The organism is Streptacidiphilus sp. PB12-B1b (assembly GCF_014084125.1).
Lineage (GTDB): Bacteria > Actinomycetota > Actinomycetes > Streptomycetales > Streptomycetaceae > Streptacidiphilus.
Genome location: NZ_CP048405.1, coordinates 2015595 through 2039061 on the forward strand (window position 1 = coordinate 2015595; position 23467 = coordinate 2039061).

The 23467-nt window shown below is 74.6% G+C and carries 25 protein-coding genes and 1 riboswitch; of the genes, 18 read left to right on the forward strand and 7 right to left on the reverse strand.

The window, feature by feature from the left end; genetic code table 11:
* Window positions 1-37: 37 nt before the first annotated feature.
* The 6 genes from GXW83_RS09160 to GXW83_RS09185 all read left to right on the forward strand — a co-directional run bounded on the left by GXW83_RS09160 (window position 38) and on the right by GXW83_RS09185 (window position 5215).
* Entirely contained in the window at window positions 38-805 is a 768-nt protein-coding gene (locus GXW83_RS09160) for a metallophosphoesterase (protein ID WP_182442582.1), read from the forward strand.
* Window positions 806-858: 53 nt separating this feature from the next.
* Complete coding sequence (locus GXW83_RS09165) at window positions 859-1362, forward strand: SRPBCC family protein (RefSeq protein ID WP_182447185.1); 504 nt, start codon at window positions 859-861, stop codon at window positions 1360-1362.
* A complete protein-coding gene (locus tag GXW83_RS09170; RefSeq protein WP_182442583.1) occupies window positions 1362-2573 on the forward strand; it encodes an ArsA family ATPase in 1212 nt (403 codons plus the stop codon). The genes GXW83_RS09165 and GXW83_RS09170 overlap by 1 nt, the downstream gene beginning before the upstream one ends.
* Before the next feature lie 133 nt (window positions 2574-2706).
* On the forward strand, window positions 2707-3252 hold the full coding sequence (locus GXW83_RS09175) for a DUF5304 family protein (protein WP_182442584.1): 546 nt from the start codon (window positions 2707-2709) through the stop codon (window positions 3250-3252).
* 171 nt (window positions 3253-3423) lie between these two features.
* Complete coding sequence (locus tag GXW83_RS09180) at window positions 3424-4368, forward strand: ROK family glucokinase (protein WP_182442585.1); 945 nt, start codon at window positions 3424-3426, stop codon at window positions 4366-4368.
* 76 nt (window positions 4369-4444) lie between these two features.
* Window positions 4445-5215, forward strand: coding sequence for an endonuclease/exonuclease/phosphatase family protein (locus GXW83_RS09185; RefSeq protein WP_182442586.1), 771 nt, complete (start codon window positions 4445-4447; stop codon window positions 5213-5215).
* Between the two features lie 47 nt (window positions 5216-5262).
* Here GXW83_RS09185 and GXW83_RS33905 read toward each other — a convergent pair whose 3' ends face one another.
* Window positions 5263-5964 (reverse strand): hypothetical protein, encoded by a 702-nt coding sequence (locus GXW83_RS33905; protein WP_225446859.1) that lies wholly within the window; start codon window positions 5962-5964, stop codon window positions 5263-5265.
* Between the two features lie 5 nt (window positions 5965-5969).
* Complete coding sequence (locus GXW83_RS09195; protein ID WP_182442587.1) at window positions 5970-6728, reverse strand: carboxylesterase; 759 nt, start codon at window positions 6726-6728, stop codon at window positions 5970-5972.
* 135 nt (window positions 6729-6863) lie between these two features.
* Between GXW83_RS09195 and GXW83_RS09200 the strand changes: the two genes are divergently transcribed.
* The 11 genes from GXW83_RS09200 to GXW83_RS09250 all read left to right on the forward strand — a co-directional run bounded on the left by GXW83_RS09200 (window position 6864) and on the right by GXW83_RS09250 (window position 16808).
* Window positions 6864-7598, forward strand: a complete 735-nt coding sequence (locus GXW83_RS09200; protein WP_182447187.1) for a 1-acyl-sn-glycerol-3-phosphate acyltransferase — start codon at window positions 6864-6866, stop codon at window positions 7596-7598.
* A 43-nt stretch (window positions 7599-7641) separates the two neighbouring features.
* Window positions 7642-8955: a MacS family sensor histidine kinase gene (gene macS, locus GXW83_RS09205; protein ID WP_225446860.1), complete on the forward strand. Its 1314-nt coding sequence runs from the start codon at window positions 7642-7644 to the stop codon at window positions 8953-8955.
* On the forward strand, window positions 8952-9629 hold the full coding sequence (locus GXW83_RS09210) for a response regulator transcription factor (RefSeq protein WP_182442588.1): 678 nt from the start codon (window positions 8952-8954) through the stop codon (window positions 9627-9629). Before macS ends, GXW83_RS09210 begins: the two co-directional genes overlap by 4 nt.
* A 75-nt stretch (window positions 9630-9704) precedes the next feature.
* The gene (locus GXW83_RS09215; RefSeq protein WP_182442589.1) at window positions 9705-10730 is read left to right on the forward strand and encodes a 6-phosphofructokinase; all 1026 of its coding nucleotides are present in this window, start codon (window positions 9705-9707) and stop codon (window positions 10728-10730) included.
* A gap of 153 nt (window positions 10731-10883) precedes the next feature.
* Window positions 10884-12257, forward strand: a complete 1374-nt coding sequence (locus GXW83_RS09220; RefSeq protein WP_182442590.1) for a ferric reductase-like transmembrane domain-containing protein — start codon at window positions 10884-10886, stop codon at window positions 12255-12257.
* A gap of 31 nt (window positions 12258-12288) precedes the next feature.
* Window positions 12289-12699: an FMN-binding protein gene (locus GXW83_RS09225; protein WP_182442591.1), complete on the forward strand. Its 411-nt coding sequence runs from the start codon at window positions 12289-12291 to the stop codon at window positions 12697-12699.
* 385 nt (window positions 12700-13084) lie between these two features.
* On the forward strand, window positions 13085-14434 hold the full coding sequence (locus tag GXW83_RS09230) for a class II 3-deoxy-7-phosphoheptulonate synthase (RefSeq protein ID WP_182442592.1): 1350 nt from the start codon (window positions 13085-13087) through the stop codon (window positions 14432-14434).
* Window positions 14435-14584: 150 nt separating this feature from the next.
* Entirely contained in the window at window positions 14585-14857 is a 273-nt protein-coding gene (locus GXW83_RS09235; RefSeq protein WP_182442593.1) for a bacterioferritin-associated ferredoxin, read from the forward strand.
* Between the two features lie 109 nt (window positions 14858-14966).
* The gene (bfr, locus tag GXW83_RS09240) at window positions 14967-15446 is read left to right on the forward strand and encodes a bacterioferritin (protein WP_182442594.1); all 480 of its coding nucleotides are present in this window, start codon (window positions 14967-14969) and stop codon (window positions 15444-15446) included.
* A gap of 82 nt (window positions 15447-15528) precedes the next feature.
* Window positions 15529-16167, forward strand: coding sequence for a molybdopterin-dependent oxidoreductase (locus GXW83_RS09245; RefSeq protein ID WP_182442595.1), 639 nt, complete (start codon window positions 15529-15531; stop codon window positions 16165-16167).
* A 47-nt stretch (window positions 16168-16214) separates the two neighbouring features.
* The gene (locus GXW83_RS09250; RefSeq protein ID WP_182442596.1) at window positions 16215-16808 is read left to right on the forward strand and encodes a GNAT family N-acetyltransferase; all 594 of its coding nucleotides are present in this window, start codon (window positions 16215-16217) and stop codon (window positions 16806-16808) included.
* A 7-nt stretch (window positions 16809-16815) separates the two neighbouring features.
* On the opposite strand, the gene GXW83_RS09255 is transcribed toward GXW83_RS09250, so the two are convergent.
* The 5 genes from GXW83_RS09255 to thiO form a co-directional block, all read right to left on the reverse strand.
* Window positions 16816-17484, reverse strand: coding sequence for a nitroreductase family protein (locus GXW83_RS09255; protein WP_182447189.1), 669 nt, complete (start codon window positions 17482-17484; stop codon window positions 16816-16818).
* 140 nt (window positions 17485-17624) lie between these two features.
* The gene (gene pknB / locus GXW83_RS09260; RefSeq protein ID WP_182442597.1) at window positions 17625-19625 is read right to left on the reverse strand and encodes a Stk1 family PASTA domain-containing Ser/Thr kinase; all 2001 of its coding nucleotides are present in this window, start codon (window positions 19623-19625) and stop codon (window positions 17625-17627) included.
* Window positions 19626-19717: 92 nt separating this feature from the next.
* Window positions 19718-20512 (reverse strand): thiazole synthase, encoded by a 795-nt coding sequence (locus tag GXW83_RS09265; protein WP_182442598.1) that lies wholly within the window; start codon window positions 20510-20512, stop codon window positions 19718-19720.
* A 4-nt stretch (window positions 20513-20516) separates the two neighbouring features.
* Window positions 20517-20744 carry a sulfur carrier protein ThiS gene (gene thiS, locus GXW83_RS09270; RefSeq protein ID WP_182442599.1) on the reverse strand — a complete coding sequence of 76 codons (228 nt, stop codon included), beginning with the start codon at window positions 20742-20744 and terminating at the stop codon, window positions 20517-20519.
* Window positions 20741-22021 carry a glycine oxidase ThiO gene (gene thiO, locus GXW83_RS09275; protein ID WP_182442600.1) on the reverse strand — a complete coding sequence of 427 codons (1281 nt, stop codon included), beginning with the start codon at window positions 22019-22021 and terminating at the stop codon, window positions 20741-20743. Before thiO ends, thiS begins: the two co-directional genes overlap by 4 nt.
* Window positions 22012-22139, reverse strand: a riboswitch (TPP riboswitch). It overlaps the preceding gene by 10 nt.
* A 67-nt stretch (window positions 22140-22206) precedes the next feature.
* Between thiO and GXW83_RS09280 the strand changes: the two genes are divergently transcribed.
* The gene (locus tag GXW83_RS09280; protein WP_182447190.1) at window positions 22207-23418 is read left to right on the forward strand and encodes an NAD(P)/FAD-dependent oxidoreductase; all 1212 of its coding nucleotides are present in this window, start codon (window positions 22207-22209) and stop codon (window positions 23416-23418) included.
* Window positions 23419-23467: the final 49 nt, after the last annotated feature.

Here is a 23467-nt window from a genome sequence, read left to right on the forward strand (position 1 = left end):
CCGACGGCAAGGTCCCGGTCGTCCTAAGGTGACTGCCATGAGGGTGCATGTGGTCAGCGACGTACACGGCAACAGCGAGGCACTGGCGCGGGCCGGGGAGGGCGCGGACGCCACCCTGTGCCTGGGCGACCTGATCCTCTTCCTCGACTACGCCGACCACTCCCGGGGCATCTTCCCCGACCTCTTCGGCGCGCAGAACGCCGGCCGCATCGTCGCCCTACGCAACGCCCGGCGGTTCCAGGAGGCCCGGGAGTTCTCCCGCAGGCTGTGGGCCGCGCTGCCGGTCGACCGCGAGCAGGCCACCGAGGCCGCCGTCCGCCGCCAGTACGCGCAGCTCTTCGCCGCCTTCCCCACCCCCACCTACGCCACCTACGGCAACGTCGACATCCCCCGGCTGTGGCCCGAGTTCGCCCGCGAGGGGGTGACCGTGCTGGACGGTCAGGTGGTCGAGCTGGGCGGGCGCACCTTCGGCTTCGTCGGCGGCGGGCTGCCCTCGCCCATGCGCACCCCCTACGAGGTGGACGAGGAGACCTACGCGGCCAAGATCGCCGCCGTGGGCGCGGTGGACGTGCTGTGCTGCCACATCCCGCCCGCCGTGCCCGAGCTGACCTACGACACCGTGGCCCGCCGGTTCGAGCGCGGCAGCGAGGCCGTGCTGGACGCCATCCACCGCAACCGACCGGGCCACGTCCTGTTCGGACACGTCCACCAGCCGCTGGCGCAGCGGATGCGGATCGGCCGCACCGAGTGCGTCAACGTCGGCCACTTCCGCTCGACGGGACGGCCGTGGGTCCTGGAGTGGTGACGCGATAGCCTTCCAGGGTCAAGCGAGGCATGTCGAGACGCGGAGGCCACCCGATGGCGGAGCACACCAGGTCGAGCACCACGATCGATGCGGCACCCGCCCAGGTCATGGCGGTCATCGCGGACTTCGCTGCCTACCCGGAGTGGACCGGCGAGGTCAAGGAGGTCGAGGTGCTGGGCACGGACGCCGACGGCCGCGCCCGGCAGGTCCGGCTGCTGCTCGACGCCGGCGCGATCAAGGACGAGCACGTCCTCGCCTACACCTGGGACGGCGACCGCGAGGTCAGCTGGACCCTGGTCAAGAGCCAGATGCTGAAGTCGCTGGACGGCTCGTACACCCTCGCCGCCACCCGCTCCGGCGGCACCGAGGTCACCTACCAGCTCGCGGTCGACGTCAAGATCCCGATGCTGGGCATGATCAAGCGCAAGGCCGAGAAGGTCATCATCGACCGGGCCCTGGCCGGGCTGAAGAAGCGGGTGGAGACGGCCGGCTCCGCCGACCCCGAGGCCGCCGCGGCCGGTCCGGCCGCGACCGGGCCCGCCGGGTCCGAGGGCTGATGGCCGCCGCCGGCCCGAGCACCGTCCTGGTCACCGGGGGCGGCGGCAGCGGGCGCAGCACCCTCGCCGCCGCCACCGCGCGGCTCGCCGCCGAGAGCGGCCTGCGGACGCTGCTGCTCGCCGCCGACGACCCGCACCGCACCCTGGACCGGCTGCTCGGCGCCGAGCTGCGCCCGGAGCCGGCCGAGCTGTGCCCGGGCCTGTTCGCCGCCCGGCTCGACCAGCAGGCCGCCTTCCGCGACGCCGCCGAACGGCTGCTGGGGCGGGCCAAGCCGCTGTTCGACCTGCTCGGTGTGGAACCACTGGACCGGGACGAGATCAGTGCTCTCCCGGGCGCGGCGCACCTGGCCCTGCTCGACGCGCTGCGCACCCGCTCCGCCTGGGACGCCGTGGTCGTGGACGCGCCCCCGGTCGCCGAACTGCTGGCCGCGCTGGCGCTGCCCAAGCAGCTGGACCGCTACCTGGCCCGGCTGCTCCCGGACGAGCAGCGCCAGGCCGCCCGCGCCCTGCGCCCCATGCTGGCCGCCTTCGCCGGGGTGCCCATGCCCGCCGACTGGCTGTTCGAGGCCCGCGCCTGGGCCGCCGCCGAGCTGGCCGCCATCCGTACCGTCGTCGACGCCCCCGGCACCACGGTCCGGCTGGTGGTGGACGCCGCCGCCGGGCCGCAGGCCGCCGCCGCGCTGCGCTCGGCCCGGGCCGGGCTGGCGCTGCACGGCGCCCGGGTCGAGTCGGTCACCGTCAACCGGCTGCTGCCGGACGGCGAGGACCCGTTCCTGGCCTCGCTGCACCAGGCCCAGCAGCGGCAACTCGCCGCGCTGGAGCGGGAATGGGACGTCCCGGTGCACCCGGTGGCGCACCTCGGCCGGGAGCCGCAGGGCTGGGCCGACCTGGCGGCGCTGGCCGCCCCCGACGCGCTGCGGCTCGCCCCCGCGTCCGGGCAGCCGGTCGCGGGGCCCGCCGGGTGGCCGGTGGAGGACCTGCTCGGCACCGAGGAGCGGGTGCTGGTGTGGCGCATCCCGCTGCCCGGCGCCGAGCGCGGCGAGCTCGACCTGGTGCGCCGGGGCGACGAGATGCTGCTGGCCGTCGGCCCGTACCGGCGGACCCTGCTGCTGCCCTCGGCGCTGCGACGCTGCACGGTGGCCGGCGCCGCCCTGCGCGACGGCGAGCTGGGCGTGCGGTTCGCCCCCGATCCCCGGCTCTGGCCGCGCTGACACCGGCCCGGCGCCGGGCTTGCCGGGCGGGCCGCCGGGCAGGCTGGGAAGTGCCACCAGAACACCGACGTGCCAGGCAGGTTCGGGTAGCGTCGCAGGAGAGCGACTCTCTCCCCCTCCGAAGGAGCAGACTATGACGACCGCCGACGACCGCAACGGCGAGGACGTGTGGGCTCGGGCCGTGGCCGAGGACGCCGAGCAGCAGGAGCGGGAGCAGGCGCAGGCGCGGGCCGAGCAGGCCCGCGGCGCGGCGCAGGCCGAGCAGGCCGAGCAGCCGACCGGGCCGGAGCCGACCGCAGCGCAGTCGGCCGAGCCGGAGCCGACCGAGGCGGCCGGACCGACCGGTGAGGCCGCCGGGGAGGCCGCCGCCGACGGCCGCTCCCCGGCCGCCGAACTCTTCGGCCCTGAACTCGCGCCGCTGGTCGACGAGGTGCGCCGGTTCGCGGCCGCGGTCGGCGACCGGGTGGACGAGGCGGCCTCCGCGCTGGGGGCCGGCGAGGGCATCCGCGGGCTGCAGCAGTTGGCCGCCCCGCTCCGGGGCAAGCACCCCGAGGTGTACGGACACCTGATCGCCGCGGGTGGTGAGCTGCTGGCCGCCTACCGCGCCGCCGTGGCCGCCTCCGAGCGCCGCTGGACGGCCGGCAAGCCCTCCGGGACCGAGCACATCGATCTTGACTGAACGCTACCGGTGGGTATGCGATGAAAGGGCCCTTGGCTACGACTTCTGAAGGCGAGCCAGGCTAACTGAATCTCTCTGTCTTCGGCTAATGTACGCACAGGTGTGTACCGGCCCCGGTGCGGGCGGGTACCGTACCGCCCAGCGGGGAAGCCAGCGGAGACTGAGGGACACATGGGACTGACCATCGGCGTGGACGTCGGGGGGACCAAGATCGCGGCCGGAGTCGTCGACGAGAACGGCGCGATCCTGGCCCGGACGAGGGTGCCCACACCGGCGGATCCGCAGTGGGCCGTGGGCGCCATCGCGGACGCGGTCAAGGAGCTCCGCGCCGAGCACCAGCAGATCACCGCGGTCGGCGTCGGTGCGCCCGGCTACATCGACCGAGGCCGCTCCACCGTCCTCATGGCTCCCAACATCAACTGGGAGAACGAGCCGCTGAAGGCCCGGATAGAGGACCTGGTCCACCTGCCGACGGTGATCGAGAACGACGCCAACGCGGCGGCCTGGGGCGAGTTCCGCTTCGGGGCGGCCGCCCGGCACGACGACATGATCATGATCACCGTGGGCACCGGCATCGGCGGCGGCATCGTCATCGACGGCCGGATGCACCGCGGCGCCTTCGGCGTCGCCGGGGAGATCGGCCACCTCAACATGGTCCCCGACGGCCTGCCCTGCGGCTGCGGCAGCAAGGGCTGCTGGGAGCAGTACGCCTCCGGCCGGGCCCTGCGCCGCTACGGCCGCGAGCGCGCCGCCGCCGAGCCCGTCCTCGGCAAGCGGCTGCTGGAGCTGAACGAGGGCGTCGCCGACACCATCACCGGCAGCCAGATCACCCAGGCCGCCGAGGAGGGCGACCAGCTCTCGCTGGACGTCTACGAGGAGCTCGCCGACTGGCTCGGCCGCGGCATGGCCGACCTGGCCTCGCTGTTCGACCCGGGCGTGTTCGTCCTCGGCGGCGGGGTCTCCGACTCCGGCGCGCTGCTGCTCGACCCGGTCGCCAAGGCGTTCGAGACCTACCTGATCGGCGGGGTGCACCGGCCCCGGGCCGACGTGGTGCTGGCGACCCTGGGCTCGGCGGCGGGCATCGTCGGCGCGGCCGACCTGGCCCGCCAGATCTGACCGGACGCCGGTTCCCGGCCGTACCGCCGCGCTGTCGTTCGTCCCCAACGGCAGGGAGAGCTGCGAACATTGGCGCATGGTCGCCGAAGATCTCCCTGCCCGTGGTCCGCAGCCCGACGGCTCCGAAGTCGTCCGCGTGCTCAGCTACAACATCCGCTCCCTGCGCGACGACCGGACGGCGCTGGCGCGCGTGGTGCGCGCCTGCGCCCCGGACCTGGTGTGCGTGCAGGAGTCCCCGCGCTTCTGGTTCCCGCGCCCGCAGGCGGCCTGGCTGGCCCGCTCCACCGGGCTGTTCCTGCTCTCCGGCGGACGCAGCGCCTCCGGCCCGCTGCTGCTGGGGCGGCTGCGGGCGGCCCCGCTCTCGGTCCACGACATGCTGCTGCCGCGCACCCCGGGGCTGCACCAGCGCGGCTTCGCCACCACCGTGCTGCGGATCGGCCGGGCTGCGCCGTTCTCGCTGACCAGCTGCCACCTCTCGCTCAACGCCGACGAGCGCTTCGCCCAGTGCCGGATGCTGCTGGACCACCTGGAGCAGGTGCGCGCCCGCTCCGGCGCGGCCCACAGCATCGTCGGCGGCGACTTCAACGAGCACCCGGGCGACGCCGGTTGGGAGCTGCTGGACGAGCGGCTGCAGGACGGCTGGGCCACCGCGCCGTGGGGCTCCGAGTACACGTCCGTCCCCGAGCGCCCCTACCAGCGGCTGGACGCGGTCTTCGCCACCCCCGGCGTGACCGTGCTGGCCTGCGGGGTGCCGGACCGGCTGACCGGGGTGCGGGCCGCCGACCTGACCGCCGCCACCGACCACCTGCCGGTGCTGGCCACGCTGCGCATCCCGGCCGCGGGCTGACCTGCGGCGGCCCGGCCTGCGGCGGACCGCTCGGAGGGTCGCCGGGGTCAGACCACCGCGCCGCGGTGCGGGTCCTGGTCGTCATCGTCGTCGTCGGACTTCATCCGGGCCACCAGCGCCGCCGTCCCGCCCAGGAACATGCAGCCGCCGAGCAGCCCGCCCAGGCCCGGCACCTGCCCGGCCAGGTACAGGCCGATCAGGATCAGCCCGCCGACCAGGGCGGCCAGCGCCAGCCGGGTCGGCACCTCGGTGGCGGGCAGCGGGGGCGGCGGCGGGGGCACGAAGTGGTCGTCGTCCGGGTCCTCGGCCGCGCTCCAGGCGCGCGGATCGACCGGCGGCAGGGCCTGGACCACCGGCAGCCGCATGATCGACGGCCGGGGGCGGGGCGCGGGCGCCAGGTCGGCGACGTCCTCGGCCTCCGGCCAGGTCCGGTCCCCGGCCTCGACCGGGTCGTCGTAGCCGGCGATCAGCTGCGCGAACAGCTCGTCGTCGGTGGCCGGGCGCGCCTCGCCCGGCTCCGGCGCGGCGTCCCCGCCGGTGCCGGTGCCCGTCCCCTCTCCCGAGGTGCCGGTGCCGTTCCCCGCGCCCGCCCGGTCGGCGCCGGAGGCGTCCGGGCCCCCGGCGTCCCGGCCGGACTCGTCCGCCCCGTCGGAGCCGTGCCCGGCCGGATCGGCCGGGTGCTCCGCGCGGTCCGGGTGCTCCGGCAGGTCGGGCCGGTCGGGCCCGGGCCGGTCGGGGAGGTCGGACACCGGGCTCACACCTCCGCCGGGGTGGTCAGCCGCCGGACGAAGTCGAGACTGCCCTCGAAGATCGTCTCGGCGTCGTAGTCCAGCGTCGCCACGTGGTAGCTGCGCTCGAGCAGCCGCTCCTCGACATCGGTCGAGGAGATCCGGGAGAGCAGCAGCGCGCCGCTCGGCGGCGGCACGACGTGGTCCTGGGTGCTGCGGAACAGCAGCAGCGGCTGGGTGATCTGCGGCAGCTCGGACTGCACGATCCGGGCCAGCTGCGCCATGGAGTGCGCCGCGTGCAGCGGGGTGCGGGTGTAGCCCTGCTCGCTCACCCCGGGGAGGGCCACGTCGTCGGAGACCCCCGGCAGGCTCGGGATCAGGTGCCGGACCAGCGGCAGCGCCCGGTGCGCCTGTCCGGGCATCCGCACCAGCGGGTTGACCAGCACCAGCCCGGAGACGGCCGCGCCGCGCTCGGCCGCCAGGTGCAGCGACAGCAGGCCGCCCATGGACAGGCCGAAGACGAAGACCTGGTCGCACTCCTTGGCGAGCACGTCGAACTCGCGCTCGACGGTCGCGTACCAGTCCGGCCAGCGGGTGACGTTCAGGTCGCGCCACTGGGTGCCGTGCCCGGGCAGCAGCGGCAGCGAGACGCTGAGCCCGTCCGCCGCGGCGGCCTCGGCCCAGGGCCGCATCGACTGGGGCGAGCCGGTGAACCCGTGGCAGACCAGCACGCCGACACGGCCGCCTTGGTGGCGGTACGGCTCGGCACCGGGCAAGAGCGGCATCTGCGCTTCCTTCCGCATGGGGGGTCAGCGCATCGTCCCATGCCGTCGCGGCAGCCGTACAGCTCAGTCTGCGCAGAGGCACTAAGGTGCATGGATGGTTCGCTAATCTGGAGGCCAGGGTTGTTCTACCGACTGATGAAGATGATCGTCGCCCCACTGCTGAAGATCTTCTTCCGTCCGTGGGTCGAGGGGATGGACAACATCCCCGAGGAGGGTCCGGCCATCCTCGCCAGCAACCACCTCTCCTTCTCCGACTCGTTCTTCCTGCCCGCGCTGATGCGTCGGCGGGTGACCTTCATCGCCAAGTCCGAGTACTTCACCGGAACGGGGATCAAGGGCAAGTTGACGGCCGCGTTCTTCCGGGGTGTCGGCCAGCTGCCGGTGGACCGCTCCGGGGTGCGCGGCGCGGGGGAGGCGGCGATCCGCAGCGGCATCGAGGTGATCGAGCGCGGCGAGCTGTTCGGCGTCTACCCGGAGGGCACCCGCTCGCCCGACGGCAAGCTCTACCGCGGCAAGGTCGGCGGCCTGGCCCGGATCGCGCTGGCGACCGGCGCGCCGGTGATCCCGGTGGCCATGATCAACACCGACAAGCTGCAGCCGCCCGGCCAGGTCAAGCCGAACTTCGGCATCCGCCCGGGCATCCGCATCGGCGCGCCGATGGACTTCTCCCGCTACCACGGCATGGAGAGCGACCGCTTCATCCTGCGCTCGGTCACCGACGAGGTGATGTACGAGATCATGCGGCTGTCCGGCCAGGAGTACGTGGACATCTACGCCACGGCCGCCAAGCGCCGGCTCCAGGACGCCGGCAAGCAGGCGAAGAAGCAGGCCAAGAAGCAGGGCGACGCGCAGGGCGACGACGACCAGTAGCGACCAGGGGCAGGGCACGGCCGGGCAGGACGGGGGGCTTGCGGTGGGGACGGGCATACAGGCCGGGGGCAGGACCGGCGGCGGCTTCTCGGTGGAGCAGCCGCTGTGGCGCGCGGTGTCGGCGTTCCGGCTGCTGACCCTGGTGTACGCGGTCGGCACCTTTCCCCGGGCCGCCGGGCACTACCACGACCGGCCCGGCGCCTGGGCCTACCTGGCCGTGCTGGCGCTGTGGACGCTCGCCACCGTGCGGCCCTTCTCGTCCAAGCAGCGCTGCGGCTGGCCGTGGCTCTACGCCGACCTGGCGATCGTGGTGGCCGGCATCCTGCTCACCCGGGCCTTCGACGCGCACGCCGGGGTCGCCGCGGGCGATCCCACGCTGCCGACCATCCGCGCCGCCGGGGCCGTCCTCGGCTTCGCGGTGATGGGCGGCTGGCTGCCCGCCGCCGTCTCCGGCCTGGTGGTCGGGGTGGCCGACATCGTCGAGGCGGGCGGGGTGACCGCCAGCGACCTGCACAACATCGTCATCCTGATGCTGGCCGGCGTCGCCATCGGCTACGTCATCGAGGTGGCCCGGGCCAGCGAGCGGACCCTGGCCAGGGCGCTGGAGATCCAGGCGGCGACCCGGGAGCGGGAGCGGCTGGCCCGGGACATCCACGACGGGGTGCTGCAGGTGCTGGCCATGGTCCAGCGGCGCGGCGCGGAGGTCGGCGGCGAGGCCGCCGAGCTGGGGCGGATGGCGGGGGAGCAGGAGATCGCGCTGCGCGCCCTGGTCGCCGAGGGCCTGGCGCCCAACCCCTCGTACGTGGCGCCGGTGCTGCCGCGCGGTGGGCTCGGTGCGGTCGGCGGGCTCGGTGCGGTCGGCGGGCGGACCGCCGACGCCGACGCCCCGGACGCCGACGCCGAGCAGGACCTGCGCTCCTACCTCGCCCCGCTGGCGGACGCCCGGGTGACCGTCTCCGCGCCCGGCACCCCGGTGCTGCTGCCCGGCCACGCCGTCCGCGAGCTGAGCGCCGCCGTCGGGGCCGCGCTGGACAACGTCCGCAGGCACGCGGGCGAGGCCCGGGCCTGGATCCTGGTCGAGGACGAGCCGGGCGAGGTGGTGGTGAGCATCCGCGACGACGGCCCCGGCTTCGACGCCGCCGCCCGGCTGCACGAGGCCGCCCGGGAGGGGCGGTTGGGGGTGTCCCAGTCGATCCAGGGGCGGCTGCGCGACCTCGGCGGCAGCGCGGACCTCTTCTCCACGCTCGGCCAGGGCACCGAGGTGGAGCTCCGGGTGCCGCGCGGCGCCCGCACCGGGCACCCGCCAACTGGTGCCCGCAGCAACGACGTTGACAGCAAGGAGGGCAGCGGCCGATGAGCGCCGACGAGCAGGCCATCAGGGTCATGGTGGTGGACGACCACCCCATGTGGCGCGAGGCCGTCGCCCGCGACCTCGCCGACGCGGGCTGCGAGGTGGTGGCGACCGCGGGCGACGGCCGCGAGGCGGTGCGCCGGGCCCCGGCGGCGGCCGCGCACGTCGTCGTGCTCGACCTCAACCTGCCGGACCTGCCCGGGGTCGAGGTCTGCCGCCAGCTGATGGCCCGTCAACCATCCCCTAAGGTGCTGGTGTTGTCGGCCAGCGGGGAGCACGCCGACGTGCTGGAGGCGGTGAAGTCCGGGGCCACCGGCTACCTGGTCAAGTCCGCCAGCCGCGAGGAACTCCTGGACGCGGTACGCCGGACCGCCGAGGGCGACCCGGTGTTCACCCCCGGGCTGGCCGGGCTGGTGCTCGGCGAGTACCGGCGGCTGGCGGCCGAACCCGCCCCGGCCGGGGTCCGCACCCCGGCCGCGCCCCAACTCACCGACCGCGAGACCGAAGTGCTGCGGCTGGTCGCCAAGGGCCTCTCCTACAAGCAGATCGCCGAGCGGCTGGTGCTGTCGCACCGCACCGTGCAGAACCACGTCCAGAACACCCTCGGCAAGCTGCAGTTGCACAACCGGGTCGAGCTGGTCCGCTACGCCATCGAACGCGGCCTGGACGACGAGGGCTGACACGCCGGGGTGCACCGGACGCACCCGCCGCTACCGTGAAGTGACGGTTCGTCACACTCATGGGAGGGGACGGAGATGCGGATCGGAGTGCTCACCGGCGGAGGGGACTGCCCGGGGCTGAACGCGGTCATCCGGGGGATCGTGCGCAAGGGCGTCGAGGTCTACGGCTACGAGTTCACCGGCTTCCGGGACGGCTGGCGCGGCCCGCTCGACGGCGCCACCACCCCCCTCGGCGTGGCCGAGGTGCGGGGCATCCTGCCGCGCGGCGGAACCGTCCTCGGCTCCTCGCGCACCAATCCGCTCACCGTCGCCGACGGCATCCGCAAGGTCAAGGAGAACCTGGCGGCGCACCGGGTGGACGCGCTGATAGCGATCGGCGGGGAGGACACCCTCGGCGTCGCCGCCGCCCTCAGCGGCCAGGGCGTGAACGTCGTCGGCGTCCCCAAGACCATCGACAACGACCTCAACGCCACCGACTACACCTTCGGCTTCGACACCGCCGTCAACATCGCCACCGAGGCCGTCGACCGGCTGCACACCACTGCCGAGTCGCACCGGCGGGTGCTGGTGATCGAGGTCATGGGCCGCCACGCCGGATGGATCGCGCTGCACTCGGGCGTGGCCGGCGGGGCCAACGTCATCCTCATCCCCGAGCACCGCTTCGACATGGAGCAGGTCTGCGCCTGGGTCGAGCAGCGGTTCAGGATCAACTACGCCCCGATCGTGGTGGTCGCCGAGGGCGCCATGCCCGTCGAGGGCCAGATGGTGCTCAAGGACGACACCCGGGACGCCTTCGGGCACGTCCGGCTGTCCGGCATCGGCGAGTGGCTGGCCCACGAGATCGAGGCCCGCACCGGCAAGGAGGCCCGCACCACCGTCCTCGGCCACATCCAGCGCGGCGGCACCCCGAGCGCCTTCGACCGCTGGCTCGCCACCCGCTTCGGACTGCACGCGGTGGACGCCGTCCACGACGGCGCCTACGGGACGATGGTGGCCCTGCGCGGCACCGACATCGTCCGGGTGCCGCTGGCCGAGGCCACCGCCCGGATCAAGACCGTGGACCCGGCGCTGTACGCCGAGTTCGACGTCTTCTTCGGCTGACCGAGCCGCACCCCGCCCGCCGACCGAGCCGCACCCCGCCCCCGGGGCCGCCCGGCGGCGCGCATACGATGGATCGGCCCGGGCCGCCGGTTCTGGGCCTGTCCACAGAAACCGCTGGCAGAGTGTCGTCCCAGCAGCAGTTCGGGAGGACCTATGACCAGCACCGTGGCGACGCGCACCGCCGCCGACCCCGGGCCGTCCCTGCGCCACGCCGACACCGCCGCCCGGGCGCTGCTCGGCGTCATCGGCGCGGGCGCGGCCGCCGTGCTCTGGCTGTGGTGGAGCGACACCGGCGCGATCATCGGCGCCGGGCAGTGGATCACCAACGGCGCCCGGCTGTGCGGCCTGCTGGCCGGGTACACCGCGCCGGTGCTGGTGCTGCTGATGGCGCGGATCCCGGCGGCCGACCGCACCCTGGGCACCGACCGGCTGGCCCGCTGGCACGCCATGGGCGGCCGGTACATGGTCGGCCTGGTGATCGCCCATGTGACGCTGATCATCTGGGGCTACTCGCTCACCGACGACAGCGGCGTCGTGCACCAGACCGCGCAGATCGTCTTCCACTACCCGGACATGCTCAAGGCGGTCTGCGGCACGCTGCTGCTGTTCGCCGTCGCCGCGGTCTCCGCCCGCGCCGCCCGCCGCAGGCTGCGCTACGAGACCTGGTACCACCTGCACCTGGCCACCTACCTGGCGATCGTCCTGGTCTTCTTCCACCAGCTCAGCAACGGCGACGAGTTCCTCCGCGACCCGGCCGCCCGCGCCGCCTGGTACTGCCTCTACCTGGGCGCGGCGGCGGCCATCGGCTGGTTCCGCTTCGTGCTCCCGGCCCGGGACGCGCTGCGCCACCGGCTGCGGGTGGCCGAGGTCCGCACCGAGGCGCCGGGCGTGGTCTCGGTGCTGGTCACCGGCCGCCGCCTGGACGAGCTGGCCGCCCGCACCCGGCCCGGGCAGTTCTTCCGCTGGCGCTTCCTCGCCCCCGGCCTGGCCTGGTCCGCCAACCCGTACTCGCTGTCGGCCCCGCCCGGCGGCGGCCCGCTGCGGATCACCGTCCGCGAGCGCGGCGGCCACAGCGCCGCGCTGCGGACGCTGCGGCCCGGCACCCGGGTCGTCGCCGAGGGGCCGTACGGCGCGTTCACCGCCGACCGGCGCAGCGCCCCCAAGGTGCTGCTGCTGGCCGCCGGGGTCGGCATCACCCCGCTGCGCACGCTGTTCGAGACCGTCCCGGCCGCGCCCGGCGGGCTCACCCTGCTCTACCGGGCGGGCAGCGAGCAGGACGTGCTGTTCCGGGACGAGCTCGAGGCCGTGGCGGCGGCCCGTGGCGCCCGGCTGCACTACCTGGTCGGGGCGCGGGCCGAGATCGGCGAGCCGCTGCAGACCAGGACCCTGCTCGGGCTGCTGCCCGACCTGCGCGACCACGACGTCTACCTGTGCGGCCCGGCCGGGATGGTCGCCACCGCCCGCGAGGCCCTGGACACGGCCGGGGTGCCGCCGCGCCGCATCCACCACGAGTCCTTCGAGTTCTGATCCCCATACCCCGGAGAGGCAGGCAGACGTGATGCGCCGATTCGCCCTGACCGCCGGCGGCACCGCCTTCGGCGTGCTGCTGCTGCTCGCCGCCAAGCCGCACCACACCGGCACGGCCGCCGCCGCCCCGGTCGTCGCCGCGCAGGGCGCCAGCGGGCCGGTCACCGGCGTGCACACGGTGACCGGCGGCGCGGTGGGCACCCCGCTGGGCCCGGTCCAGGTCAGGGTCGCGTACGACGGCAGCAGGATCACCGGCGTCACGGTGCTGGAGGAGCCCGACGGCACCCCCCGCGACGAGCAGATCAACGCCCAGGCGATCCCGGTCCTCACCCAGGAGGTGCTGGCGGCGCAGAACGCGGACATCGACGCGGTCTCCGGCGCGACCTTCACCAGCCAGGGCTACATCGGCTCGCTCCAGAGCGCCATCGACGCGGCCCGGTAGCCGAGCCCGCCGGGCCGGACCGGTCCGGCCCGCACTGCGGCAGCGGCGGATCCGGATGTGGCGTCGGTCACAGCCGCGCGCCCTCCGGGGCGGTCCGGCGCTGGAAGGGCACCGGCCGTTCAGGGCCGGTTTCCGTGCCGGACGCGCAACGGCCGCCCCGCCGCGCGCCCGCCGGGCCCGTCCGGAAACGGGCGATCAGCGGGCAGCCCCGGGGCCGCTCCGCCACCAGCGGAAAGTGCGCGGCGCCGACACCGGGCGGCCGGTGTGTCCGTCGTCACGCCCCCGGCGCCGACCGGCCGGTGCCGCCGGGGGCGCTGTCCGGCGGCCGTCTCATCCATCGGGCGTTCGGGTCTGTTCCGCTCCGCGACCCCGTAGCCTTGGCTCCGTGACCGTGAACGCTGAATCCCTGGACCAGGTCCACTCCTGGCAGTCCCTGCCCGCGGCGCAGCAGCCCGAATGGCCGGACCACGAGGCTCTGCGCGCGTCCCTTGCCGATCTCGCCTCCTATCCTCCGTTGGTTTTCGCCGGTGAGTGCGACCAGCTTCGTACCCGGCTCGCCGCCGTCGCCCGTGGAGAGGCCTTCCTGCTCCAGGGCGGCGACTGCGCCGAGGCGTTCGACGGTGTGTCGGCGGACCAGATCCGCAACAAGCTGAAGACCCTGCTGCAGATGGCCGTGGTGCTCACCTATGCCGCCTCGGTGCCGGTGGTCAAGGTCGGCCGGATCGCCGGGCAGTACTCCAAGCCCCGCTCCAAGGCGACCGAGACCCGCGACGGGGTGACCCTGCCGGTGTACCGCGGCGACTCGGTGAACGGCTTCGCCTTCACCGAGGAGTCCCGCCGGCCGGACCCGGAGCGGCTGAAGCGGATGTACAACGCCTCCGCCTCGACCCTGAACCTGGTGCGCGCCTTCACCACCGGCGGCTACGCCGACCTGCGCCAGGTGCACGCCTGGAACCAGGACTTCGTCCGCAGCTCGCCCTCCGGCCAGCGCTACGAGCGCCTGGCCAAGGAGATCGACAGCGCGCTGTCCTTCATGAACGCCTGCGGGGTGGACCCGGAGGAGTTCCGCACGGTCGAGTTCTACTCCTCGCACGAGGCGCTGGTGCTGGACTACGAGACGGCGCTGACCCGCACCGACTCCCGCACCGGGCGGCTCTACGACGTCTCCGGCCACATGGTCTGGATCGGCGAGCGGACCCGGCAGCTGGACCACGCCCACATCGAGTTCGCCTCCAGGATCAGCAACCCGGTCGGGGTCAAGCTCGGCCCCACCACCACCGTGGACGAGGCGCTGACCCTGATCGACCGGCTGGACCCGGAGCGCGAGCCCGGCCGGCTGACCTTCATCACCCGGATGGGCAAGGACAAGGTCCGCGACCGGCTGCCGGAGCTGGTGGAGAAGGTCACCGCCAGCGGCGCCCAGGTGGTCTGGATCTGCGACCCCATGCACGGCAACACCTTCGAGGCGGAGACCGGGCACAAGACCCGCCGCTTCGACGACGTGCTGGACGAGGTCAAGGGCTTCTTCGAGGTGCACAGCGCGCTGGGCACCCACCCGGGCGGCATCCATGTGGAGCTGACCGGCGACGACGTCACCGAGTGCGTGGGCGGCGGCGACGAGGTCTTCGTGGACGATCTGCACCAGCGCTACGAGACGGCCTGCGACCCCCGGCTGAACCGCAGCCAGTCGCTCGACCTGGCCTTCCTGGTGGCGGAGATGTACCGGCAGGCGTGAGCCCGGCCGTCCGGCGCGCCCCGCGGGGCCCGGATGTGACGAAGGTCCCTCCGGTTCCGGTCGAACGGAACCAGGGGGACCTTTGAGCATCCTGGAGCATTGGGTAAGGTTAGCCTTAGCTGATTCTCGCCCTCGACAGGAGCTGCCCGTATGTACGTGTGCCTGTGCCATGCGGTCACTGAGCAGCGCGTCCGCGAGGAGATAGCCGCGGGTGCCACCACCCCGCGCCAGGTCGCCGGCGGCTGCAAGGCCGGGACGGACTGCGGCTCCTGCGTGCGGCGGATCCAGGCCATGCTCGGCCATGAGGGCGCCCGGCCGTGCCCCACCCCCCGGCTCGCCGCCCGCCTGGGGCTGGCCGTCGCCGCTTCCGCCACCGGTCCTGCTGTCGATCCCGCCGCCGAGACGGCAGCGGAAGCCGCCTGATCCACCCCTCCGGGTAGCTCTGGGTAAGCGTGGGCTTACTGGACGTAGTTCCTCCGCGGTGCGAGGATGCGGCCCACCATCGGCTACCCCGGAAAGGAGTCACGCTGCCGTGCAGGGTGACCCGGAAGTTATCGAATTCCTCAACGAGCAGTTGACCGCCGAGCTGACGGCCATCAACCAGTACTTCCTGCATTCGCGCATGCAGGAGAACAACGGATGGACCAAGCTCGCCGAGTACACCCGGCACGAGTCCTTCGACGAGATGAAGCACGCCGAGATCCTGACCGACCGGATCCTGTTCCTCGAGGGGCTGCCCAACTACCAGCGGCTGTTCCACATCCGCATCGGCCAGACCGTCAAGGAGATGTTCGAGGCCGACCGGCAGGTCGAGATCGAGGCCATCGACCGGCTCCGGCGCGGCATCGCGCTGATGCGCGCCAAGGGCGACGTCACCTCGGCCCGCATCTTCGAGGACATCCTCAAGGACGAGGAGCACCACATCGACTACCTGGACACCCAGCTGGAGCTGGTCGAGAAGCTCGGGGACGCGCTCTACATCGCGCAGCTGATCGAGCAGCCCGAGTCCTAGCGGGCGCGGCCGGGCGGCCGCCCCGATGGCCGCCGCGCGGACCGGCACGCGTCGGATTCCGGACGTCTGTCACCATGGACGCATGGGTCAGACCGAGAACGACCAGGCCAGGGCCCACGGAAGCGGCTCCGGCGAGCTGCCGCCGGGCCAGCGCCGACAGCGCGGCTGGCCGGTTCTGCACTACGGTCCGGTGCCCAGGTTCAAGCCGCTCAGCTGGGACTTCCAGGTCTTCGGGGCGACCGCCGACGGGCAGAAGCACAGCTGGGACCACCCGCGCTTCAGCACCCTGCCGCACACCGCGGTCACCGCCGACCTGCACTGCGTCACCCGCTTCTCGATGCTGGGCAGCCACTGGGGCGGGGTGACCGCGCGGACCGTGCTCGACCTGGTGCCGCCCGCCGCCGACACCACCCACGTCATGGTCTGGGCGGAGTACGGCTACAGCGCCAACCTGCGGCTGGCCGACTTCGCCCACCCGTCGACCGTCTTCGCCACCCACCGCAACGGCGAGGCGCTCACCGTCGAGCACGGCTTCCCGGTCCGCCTGGTCGTGCCCGGGCTGTACGCCTGGAAGGGCCCCAAGTGGGTCCGCGCGGTCGAGTACATGACCGCCGACCGCCGCGGCTTCTGGGAGGAGCGCGGCTACCACAACCTCGGCGACCCCTGGGCCGAGCAGCGCTACTCCTACCAGGAGCAGCCCGGCGACGGCCCGGAGTTCTGAGGGCAAACCGATTGCGGTCGGCGGAGCCGGTTCGGCAGGATCATGGGATGGAACAGCCTGCCGAGACCCTCACCCGCGACCGGGTCGTCCTGCGCCGCTACCGCCCGGACGACCTGGACGCGCTGGAACGCGCCATCAGCGAGTCGCTGGAGCACCTGCTGCCGTGGATGCCCTGGGCCGCCGCCCACAGCCGGGAGAGCGTGGCCGACTACCTGGACCGGGCCCAGCTCGACTGGGAGTCCGGCGCGGCGTTCAACTACGCCATCACCACCGAGGGCGTCCTGGTGGGCAGTTGCAGCATGATGCGGCGGATCGGCCCGGGCGGCCTGGAGATCGGCTACTGGCTGCACTCCGGCTGGACCGGGCGCGGCCTGGCGACCTCGGCCGCCGCCGCACTCACCCGCGAGGCGTTCCGGCTGACCGGCACCACCCATGTGGAGATCCACTACGACGAGGCCAACAGGCCCAGCGGGGCGGTGCCCGGGCGCCTCGGCTACACCCTGGTCTCCCGCACCGGGCGGGCCGAGCGCCTCGAGCAGGCCGGGCGCGACGGCCTCACCGCGCCGCGCCCGGCGCCGGCCGACTCCGGAGTCGACGTCGTCACCAGGATCGGGCGCGAGGCCGCCGAGGCGCTGGGCTGACGCCCGGTCACCAGCGGTCGCGGTGCAGGACCTCCGCCACCGGGCGGTGGTCCACCGGGCCGAACGCGTCCAGCGGCCAGCCGATCGGGATCACCGCGAAGGTGTGCACCTCGGAGGGGATGCCCAGGGCGGCCTTCCACTCCCGCTCCAGCATCAGGTGCCAGATCGTCAGGCTCGCGCCCAGGCCCAGGGTGCGGGCCGCCAGCAGCAGGTTCTGCGTGCCCGGATAGACGCTGGACGCCTCCGCCAGCAGGCTGATCCGGCCGCCGTGCGCCGCCAGCCGGCCCAGCCCGGCGGTGCCGAGCTGGGTGACCACGCCGCGCAGGCCGTCCAGGTCGGCGCTGACCTTCGGCAGGTGGTAGCAGGGGATGACCAGGGCCGGGGTGTCCGCGAAGTGGTCCCGCTGGTACTCGATCGCGGCGCGCATCTGCTCGAAGGCGTCGTCGTCCATGGTCGCGGCCAGGGTGCGGCCGACCGAGGCGAGGTAGGCGTCCACGCAGCGCGACCACAGCGGCGCGAGCTTCGCCATCACCTGGCGGTCCGTCACCAGCACGTACTGGTAGTCCTGGGCGTTGGACCCGCTCGGCCCGTACACGGCCGCCTGGACCAGTCGTGCCAGCATCTCGTCCGGCACCGGTTCGGTGCTCAGCCGGCGCATGGCGCTCATGGTCGCCATGCTCTCGAAAAGGTCAGCCGGGGCAGGTGAGCTCATGCCCATGAAGCCTACCGATCAGCCCCCGCCGTGCTGCGGGCGGGGGCTGCCGCCGCCGTGCCGGGCGTGTCCCGGCCGCCGTCGGCGCGGCCGGGGGCGGCGGGTCAGAACAGCGTGATGGTCACCGTGCTGCCCTGGTCGGCCTGCGAGCCGCCGCCCGGGCTCTGGCTGGTCACCGTGGGGTCGCCGAACGGCAGGAACTTGTGCACCTTGACCTTGAACCCGGCCGCCGTCAGCGCGCTCCTGGCCTGCGCCTCGTCGTCGCCGCTGACGTCCGGCACGGTCACCTGCACCGGACCGGAGGAGACGGTCAGCGTCACGGTGGAGCCGGCCGCCGCGGTCGCGCCGTCCGGGCTCTGGCCGACCACCGAGCCGGCCGCCACGCCGGAGTGCACATAGGTCGGGTCCACCTGGACGGCGAAGCCCGCGCCGTGCAGGTCGGCCATGGCCTGCGCCACCGGCTCGCCCACCACGTTCGGCAGGTTCGCCGGAGGCACACCGGTGCTGACGATCAGACGGATCACGGTGTTCGGCTGCTGCCGGGTGCCGGCCGCCGGGTCGGTGCCCACCACGTCCCCCTGCGGGACGCTGCTGCTGCTCTGCTGCGTGACGCTGCCCGCCACCAGCCCGGCGGCGGTGATCGCCTGCTTGGCGGCGGCCAGCGGCTTCCCGGCGACGGCCGGGACCGCGGGCCGGTCCGGGCCCTTGGAGACGTCCAGCACCACCGAGGCGTCCTTGCGGACCCGGGCGCCCGCGCCGGGCACGGTGCCGATCGCCTGGCCGGCCGGGACGGTCACATCGAACTGCTGGACCACGGTCACGCCCAGGCCGTCGGCGCGCAGCGACTGCGCCGCCGCGGCCTGGCTCCGGCCCGCCACGTTCGGCATGGTCAGGTACAGCGCGCCGGTCAGCGCCCAGGCGACGATCCCGGCCACCAGGGCCAGCCCCACCACCACCGACAGCGGCAGCACCCAGCGGTTCCGCCGCCCGGCGCGCCCGCGCCCGGCCCGCCCGGCCCGGCGCGGCGGCGGGGCGAACTCCTCGGGCTGCTCGTGCCGGGGCATCACCAGCTCCGGGGGCAGCTCGGGCAGGCCCGGCATGATGCTGGTGCGCTCCACCGGGGCGGCCCCGGGCGGCGGGGGCAGCACCGTCGTCCGCTCCCCGCCGGGCAGCACCGTCGTCCGGTCGCCGCCCGGAGGGGGCGCGTCCGGCATCCGCAGGGGCGGCGCGGCGGCGGGCTCGGCGTCCAGCTGCTCCGGGGTCAGCCTGCGCCGGACCTGCTGCAGCAGGGCCAGCAGCGCGACGGCGTCGTGCGGCCTGCGGTGGGCGTCCCGGGCGGTCGCCGCCAGCGTTATGGCGTCCAGCTCCGGCGGCAGGCCCGGCACCAGGGTGGAGGGCGGCGGCACGTCCGTGCTCAGGTGCTGGTAGATGACCTGCATCGGGGACTCGCCGGTGTGCGGCTTGGCGCCGGTCAGCATCTCGAACAGCATCACCCCGCAGGCGTAGACGTCGGTGCGGGGGTCGGTCTCGCCCTGCTGGATCTGCTCCGGCGCCAGATAGGCGACCGTGCCCATGACCTGACCGGTCGTCACCGAGCTCTCCCCGGTCATCGCCCGGACCAGCCCGAAGTCGGCGACCTTGACCCGGCCGTCCTCGGTGAGCAGCACGTTCTCCGGCTTCACGTCGCGGTGCACCAGGCCCGCGCGGTGGGCCGCGCCGAGCGCCGCCAGGACCGGCTCCAGGATGTCCAGGACCATCCGCGGGTTCAGCGCCCCCCGGTCCCGCAGCAGGTCGCGCAGGGTCCAGCCGGGCACGTACTCCATCGACAGGAACACCACGCCGCTGTCGCTGCCCTGGTCGTAGACGTTGACCACGTTCGGGTGCGACAGCCGGGCGACGGCCTTGGCCTCGCGGATGAAGCGGGCAGTGAAGTCCGGGTCGGACGCGAGCCCCGCGTGCATCACCTTCAGCGCGACCGTGCGGTCCAGCCGGGTGTCCACCGCCCGGTAGACAGTGGCCATGCCGCCGACGGCGATGCGCTGCTCGACCCGGTAGCGGCCGTCGAGCATCCGCCCGAGGAGCGGATCGTGCAGGGTCGTGTCCATCCTCGTGAGTTTACGGGGCCCGGCGGCCGCCGGGTGAGCAGGGGAGACCCGATCGTTGCCGAACGCTGCCGCGCCCGTGCGGTGAGCGGCGGTCAGAAGGCCGGGGCCTCCGGGTCGAACTCGGCGCGCCCGGCCATGGGTGACGACGCCTCGGCGTGGAACCGGCGCGGAATCCGCCCGGCCCGGCGGGCCAGCCGCCCGGCCTCGACCGCCCGCCGCATCGCCTCGGCCATCAGCGCGGGCTCCTGCGCCCGGGTGACGGCGGTGGCCAGCATCACCGCCGCGCACCCCAGCTCCATGGCCAGCGCCGCGTCCGAGGCCGTGCCCGCGCCGGCGTCCAGGATCACCGGCACCCCGGCCCGCTCCACGATCAGCTGGAAGTTGTGCGGGTTGCGGATGCCCAGGCCGGAGCCGATCGGCGAGCCCAGCGGCATCACCGCGGCGCAGCCCACGTCCTCCAGCTTCCGGGCCAGCACCGGGTCGTCGTTGGTGTACGGCAGCACCACGAAGCCGTCGTCCACCAGGGTCTCGGCCGCGTCCAGCAGTTCGACCGGGTCGGGCAGCAGCGTCCGCTCGTCGGCGACCACCTCCAGCTTGACCCAGTCGGTCTCCAGGGCCTCGCGGGCCAGCCGGGCGGTGAGCACGGCCTCGCCCGCGGTGAAGCAGCCCGCGGTGTTGGGCAGCACCTGGATGCCGTTGCGCCGCAGCACCTCCAGCACCGAGCCGCGCGCGGCCGGGTTGACCCTGCGCATGGCGACCGTGGTCAGCTCGGTCCCGGACAGCTTCAGCGCCTGCTCCAGCACGTCCAGGCTGGGCGCGCCGCCGGTGCCCATGATCAGCCGGGAGCCGAAGGAGCGGTCGGCGATGGTGAGGATGTCGTCGGCCATGGCCCTAGCCCCCCTGGACGGCGGTGAGTATCTCGACGCGGTCGTCGGCGGCGAGCGCGGTGGCCGCCCACGCGCCGCGCGGCACGACGGCCTCGTTGACGGCGGCGGCCACCCCGGTCGGCGCCGCGCTCAGCTCGGCCACCACCTGCTCCAGGGTGGTGCCCGGGGGCACCGCGCGGGCCTCGCCGTTGACGCGGATCGGCAGGGGGGAGGTCAGGGGCAGGGACGTCATCGGACGGCCTCCGGGGTCTGGCTGCGGGCGGATCGGTTCTGGGCGGGACGGTTCGGGTCGGGACGGTTCGGGTCGGGACGGCTCGGCGCCGGACGGTTCGGGACGGGTGCGGCGGCGGCCGCCGGGGCGGCGAAGCGGGCGGGGCTGAACGGCTCGGCCTCGGGCGGCAGCACGCCGGTGCCCAGGTAGGCGGCCAGGGCGTCGGCGGTGACCGGGGTCAGCAGCACGCCGTTGCGGTGGTGGCCGGTCGCGGCGACCAGCCCGGGCAGCGCGGTCGGGCCCAGCAGCGGCGCGTTGTCGGGGCTGCCCGGCCGCAGCCCGGCGCTGCTCTCCACCAGCTCCAGCTCGGTGATCCCCGGGACCAGCTCGTGCGCGTCGCGCAGCAGCTCGTACACCCCGCCCGCGGTGACCGTGGTGTCGAAGCCCTGCTCCTCCGTGGTTGCGCCGACCACCAGCTCGCCGTCGGCGCGCGGCACCAGGTACAGGTGGCCGCCGCGGACCAGCGCCCGGACGTTGCGGGAGAGGAACGGCTGCCCGAGCGGGCTCTCCATCCGCAGCCGCAGCACCTGCCCCTTCACCGGCCGGACCGGCAGCCGCAGCTCCGGCGGCACACCCGGCAGCTCGCCGGACCAGCTGCCGGCCGCCAGCACGGTCTGCCCGGCGGCGAACACCGTGCCGTCCTCGGCGCGGGCGCCGGTCGCCCGGTCCGCCGCCGGGGCCAGGGTCAGCTCGGCGCCCCGGGAGCGGTGCAGCCGCACGCCCGCCCGCTCGCAGGCCGCGACCAGCGCCGCGCCCAGGCGGCGGCCGTCCACCTGGTGGTCGCCGCCGACCAGCAGGCCGCCCCGGACCGAGGGCGCCAGCAGGGGCTCCAGCCGACGGCACTCCCGCCCGGTCAGCCAGTCCGACGACAGCCCCAGCCGTTGCTGGAAGGCGTGCAGTTCGCGCAGCTCGGAGCGGTCGTCGGCGTCCAGCGCCACGGCCAGGGTGCCGCAGGCCCGGTAGCCGACACCGGCCCCGGCGGCCTCGGACAGCTCGGCGGCGAAGGCGGCATAGCGCTCGTTGGAGGCGATGCCCAGCCGCAGCAGCGGCTCCTCGCCGTACTGCAACTCGGTGACCGGGGCGAGCATGCCCGCCGCGACCTGGTTGGCGCCGCGCCCGGGATCGGGGTCGAGCACCGTGACGCCGAGGCCGCGCTGCGCGCTGCGCCAGGCCACCGCCAGGCCGATGATGCCGCCGCCCACGACCAGGACGTCCGCCGTACGGACGCGTGCCGCCATTGCTGCGCTCCCTTCGCCGGCATGACCCGGATCAGGTTCGGACGGTCGCGGGCCGGGGGCGTCTGCGCCCGCTCGCCTGCCTCTCAGCCCGGTGCGCCGGGCTCCCGTGATTGCCTTTCCCACTGTAGTCGCGCCCCGCGCCGTACAGTGACGGGGTGTTCGAGCGCAGTGGGGGTGGAGGGCCGATGGTGCAGCGGATCGTCGTGGTCGGGGCCGGGATCGCCGGGATGCAGACCGCGCTGGCCCTGCGGGAGCGCGGGTACGACGGCGGGCTGACCCTGCTCGGGGCGGAGCCGCACCCGCCCTACGACCGGCCGCCGCTCTCCAAGGACGTGCTCCTGGGCAAGGCCGAGCACTCCCGCTTCGAGGTGGACTACCCGGGCCTGGGCGTGGAACTGCTGCTGGGGCGCCGCGCCCTGGCCCCGGACACCGCCCGGCGCACCCTGCGCACCGAGGCCGCGGCGGGCGGCGGCGACGCCGAGGAGCTGCCCTACGACCGGCTGGTCCTGGCCACCGGCGCCCGCCCGGTCGCGCTGCCCGGTCTGCCCGGCAGCGCCCACCTGCTGCGCACCCACGACGACGCGGTCGCGCTGAAGGCCGCGCTGCGCCCCGGCGCGCGGGTGGTGGTGGTCGGCGCGGGCTGGATCGGGGCCGAGGCCGCGACCGTCGCCCGGCAGCTGGGCTGCGCCGTCACCGTCGTCGAGGCGGCCGGGACGCCGCTGGCGGGCGCGCTGCCCGCCGAGGTCGGCGAGCGGATGCGCGGCTGGTACGCCCAGGCCGGTGCGGAGCTGCGGACCGGCGCGGCCGTCAGCGGCTTCAGCGAAGGATCGGTCCGGCTGGCCTCCGGCGAGGTGCTCCCGGCGGACGTGGTCGTGGTCGGCATCGGCGCCCGGCCGGACACCGGCTGGCTGCAGGGCTCCGGCATCGCCCTGGACGCCGGGGGCGCGGTGGCCGCCGACGACCGGCTGCGGGCCTCGGCCGAGGGCGTGTTCGCGGTCGGCGACTGCGCCTCCTTCCCCTCCGCCCGCTACGGCGCCCGGCTCAGCGTCCACCACTGGGACAACGCCCTGCAGAGCCCGCGCACGGCCGCCGCCAACGCCCTGGGCGCGGACGAGGTCTACGACCCGGTGCCGTACTTCTGGTCCGAGCAGTTCGGGCGGATGGTGCAGTACGCCGGGCAGCACGGCCCCGGCGACCAGCCGCTGTGGCGCGGGGCCGCGGGCGACGCCGCCTGGAGCGTGCTCTGGCTGCGCGGGGACGTCCCGGTGGCGCTGCTCGCCGTCGACCGGCCGCGCGACGTGGCGCAGGGGCGGCGGCTGATCGAGCGCCGGACGCCGGTCGACCGGGCCCGCGCGGCCGACCCCTCGGTGCCGCTCAAGGAGGCCGTGGGCGGCTGAACCGGCCCGGCCGGAGCCGACCGGGCGGGAGTTCGTGGTGCGCGCGGGG

What these genes read in the sequence shown, in the direction of transcription:
- GXW83_RS09160 (WP_182442582.1), top strand. Translation starts at nt 38, where the DNA reads ATGAGGGTGCATGTGGTCAGCGACGTACACGGCAACAGCGAGGCACTG.
- GXW83_RS09165 (WP_182447185.1), top strand. Translation starts at nt 859, where the DNA reads ATGGCGGAGCACACCAGGTCGAGCACCACGATCGATGCGGCACCCGCC.
- GXW83_RS09170 (WP_182442583.1), top strand. Translation starts at nt 1,362, where the DNA reads ATGGCCGCCGCCGGCCCGAGCACCGTCCTGGTCACCGGGGGCGGCGGC.
- GXW83_RS09175 (WP_182442584.1), top strand. Translation starts at nt 2,707, where the DNA reads ATGACGACCGCCGACGACCGCAACGGCGAGGACGTGTGGGCTCGGGCC.
- GXW83_RS09180 (WP_182442585.1), top strand. Translation starts at nt 3,424, where the DNA reads ATGGGACTGACCATCGGCGTGGACGTCGGGGGGACCAAGATCGCGGCC.
- GXW83_RS09185 (WP_182442586.1), top strand. Translation starts at nt 4,445, where the DNA reads ATGGTCGCCGAAGATCTCCCTGCCCGTGGTCCGCAGCCCGACGGCTCC.
- GXW83_RS09195 (WP_182442587.1), bottom strand. Translation starts at nt 6,728, where the DNA reads ATGCCGCTCTTGCCCGGTGCCGAGCCGTACCGCCACCAAGGCGGCCGT.
- GXW83_RS09200 (WP_182447187.1), top strand. Translation starts at nt 6,864, where the DNA reads ATGAAGATGATCGTCGCCCCACTGCTGAAGATCTTCTTCCGTCCGTGG.
- GXW83_RS09210 (WP_182442588.1), top strand. Translation starts at nt 8,952, where the DNA reads ATGAGCGCCGACGAGCAGGCCATCAGGGTCATGGTGGTGGACGACCAC.
- GXW83_RS09215 (WP_182442589.1), top strand. Translation starts at nt 9,705, where the DNA reads ATGCGGATCGGAGTGCTCACCGGCGGAGGGGACTGCCCGGGGCTGAAC.
- GXW83_RS09220 (WP_182442590.1), top strand. Translation starts at nt 10,884, where the DNA reads ATGACCAGCACCGTGGCGACGCGCACCGCCGCCGACCCCGGGCCGTCC.
- GXW83_RS09225 (WP_182442591.1), top strand. Translation starts at nt 12,289, where the DNA reads ATGCGCCGATTCGCCCTGACCGCCGGCGGCACCGCCTTCGGCGTGCTG.
- GXW83_RS09235 (WP_182442593.1), top strand. Translation starts at nt 14,585, where the DNA reads ATGTACGTGTGCCTGTGCCATGCGGTCACTGAGCAGCGCGTCCGCGAG.
- GXW83_RS09245 (WP_182442595.1), top strand. Translation starts at nt 15,529, where the DNA reads ATGGGTCAGACCGAGAACGACCAGGCCAGGGCCCACGGAAGCGGCTCC.
- GXW83_RS09250 (WP_182442596.1), top strand. Translation starts at nt 16,215, where the DNA reads ATGGAACAGCCTGCCGAGACCCTCACCCGCGACCGGGTCGTCCTGCGC.
- GXW83_RS09255 (WP_182447189.1), bottom strand. Translation starts at nt 17,484, where the DNA reads ATGGCGACCATGAGCGCCATGCGCCGGCTGAGCACCGAACCGGTGCCG.
- pknB (WP_182442597.1), bottom strand. Translation starts at nt 19,625, where the DNA reads ATGGACACGACCCTGCACGATCCGCTCCTCGGGCGGATGCTCGACGGC.
- GXW83_RS09265 (WP_182442598.1), bottom strand. Translation starts at nt 20,512, where the DNA reads ATGGCCGACGACATCCTCACCATCGCCGACCGCTCCTTCGGCTCCCGG.
- thiS (WP_182442599.1), bottom strand. Translation starts at nt 20,744, where the DNA reads ATGACGTCCCTGCCCCTGACCTCCCCCCTGCCGATCCGCGTCAACGGC.
- thiO (WP_182442600.1), bottom strand. Translation starts at nt 22,021, where the DNA reads ATGGCGGCACGCGTCCGTACGGCGGACGTCCTGGTCGTGGGCGGCGGC.
- GXW83_RS09280 (WP_182447190.1), top strand. Translation starts at nt 22,207, where the DNA reads ATGGTGCAGCGGATCGTCGTGGTCGGGGCCGGGATCGCCGGGATGCAG.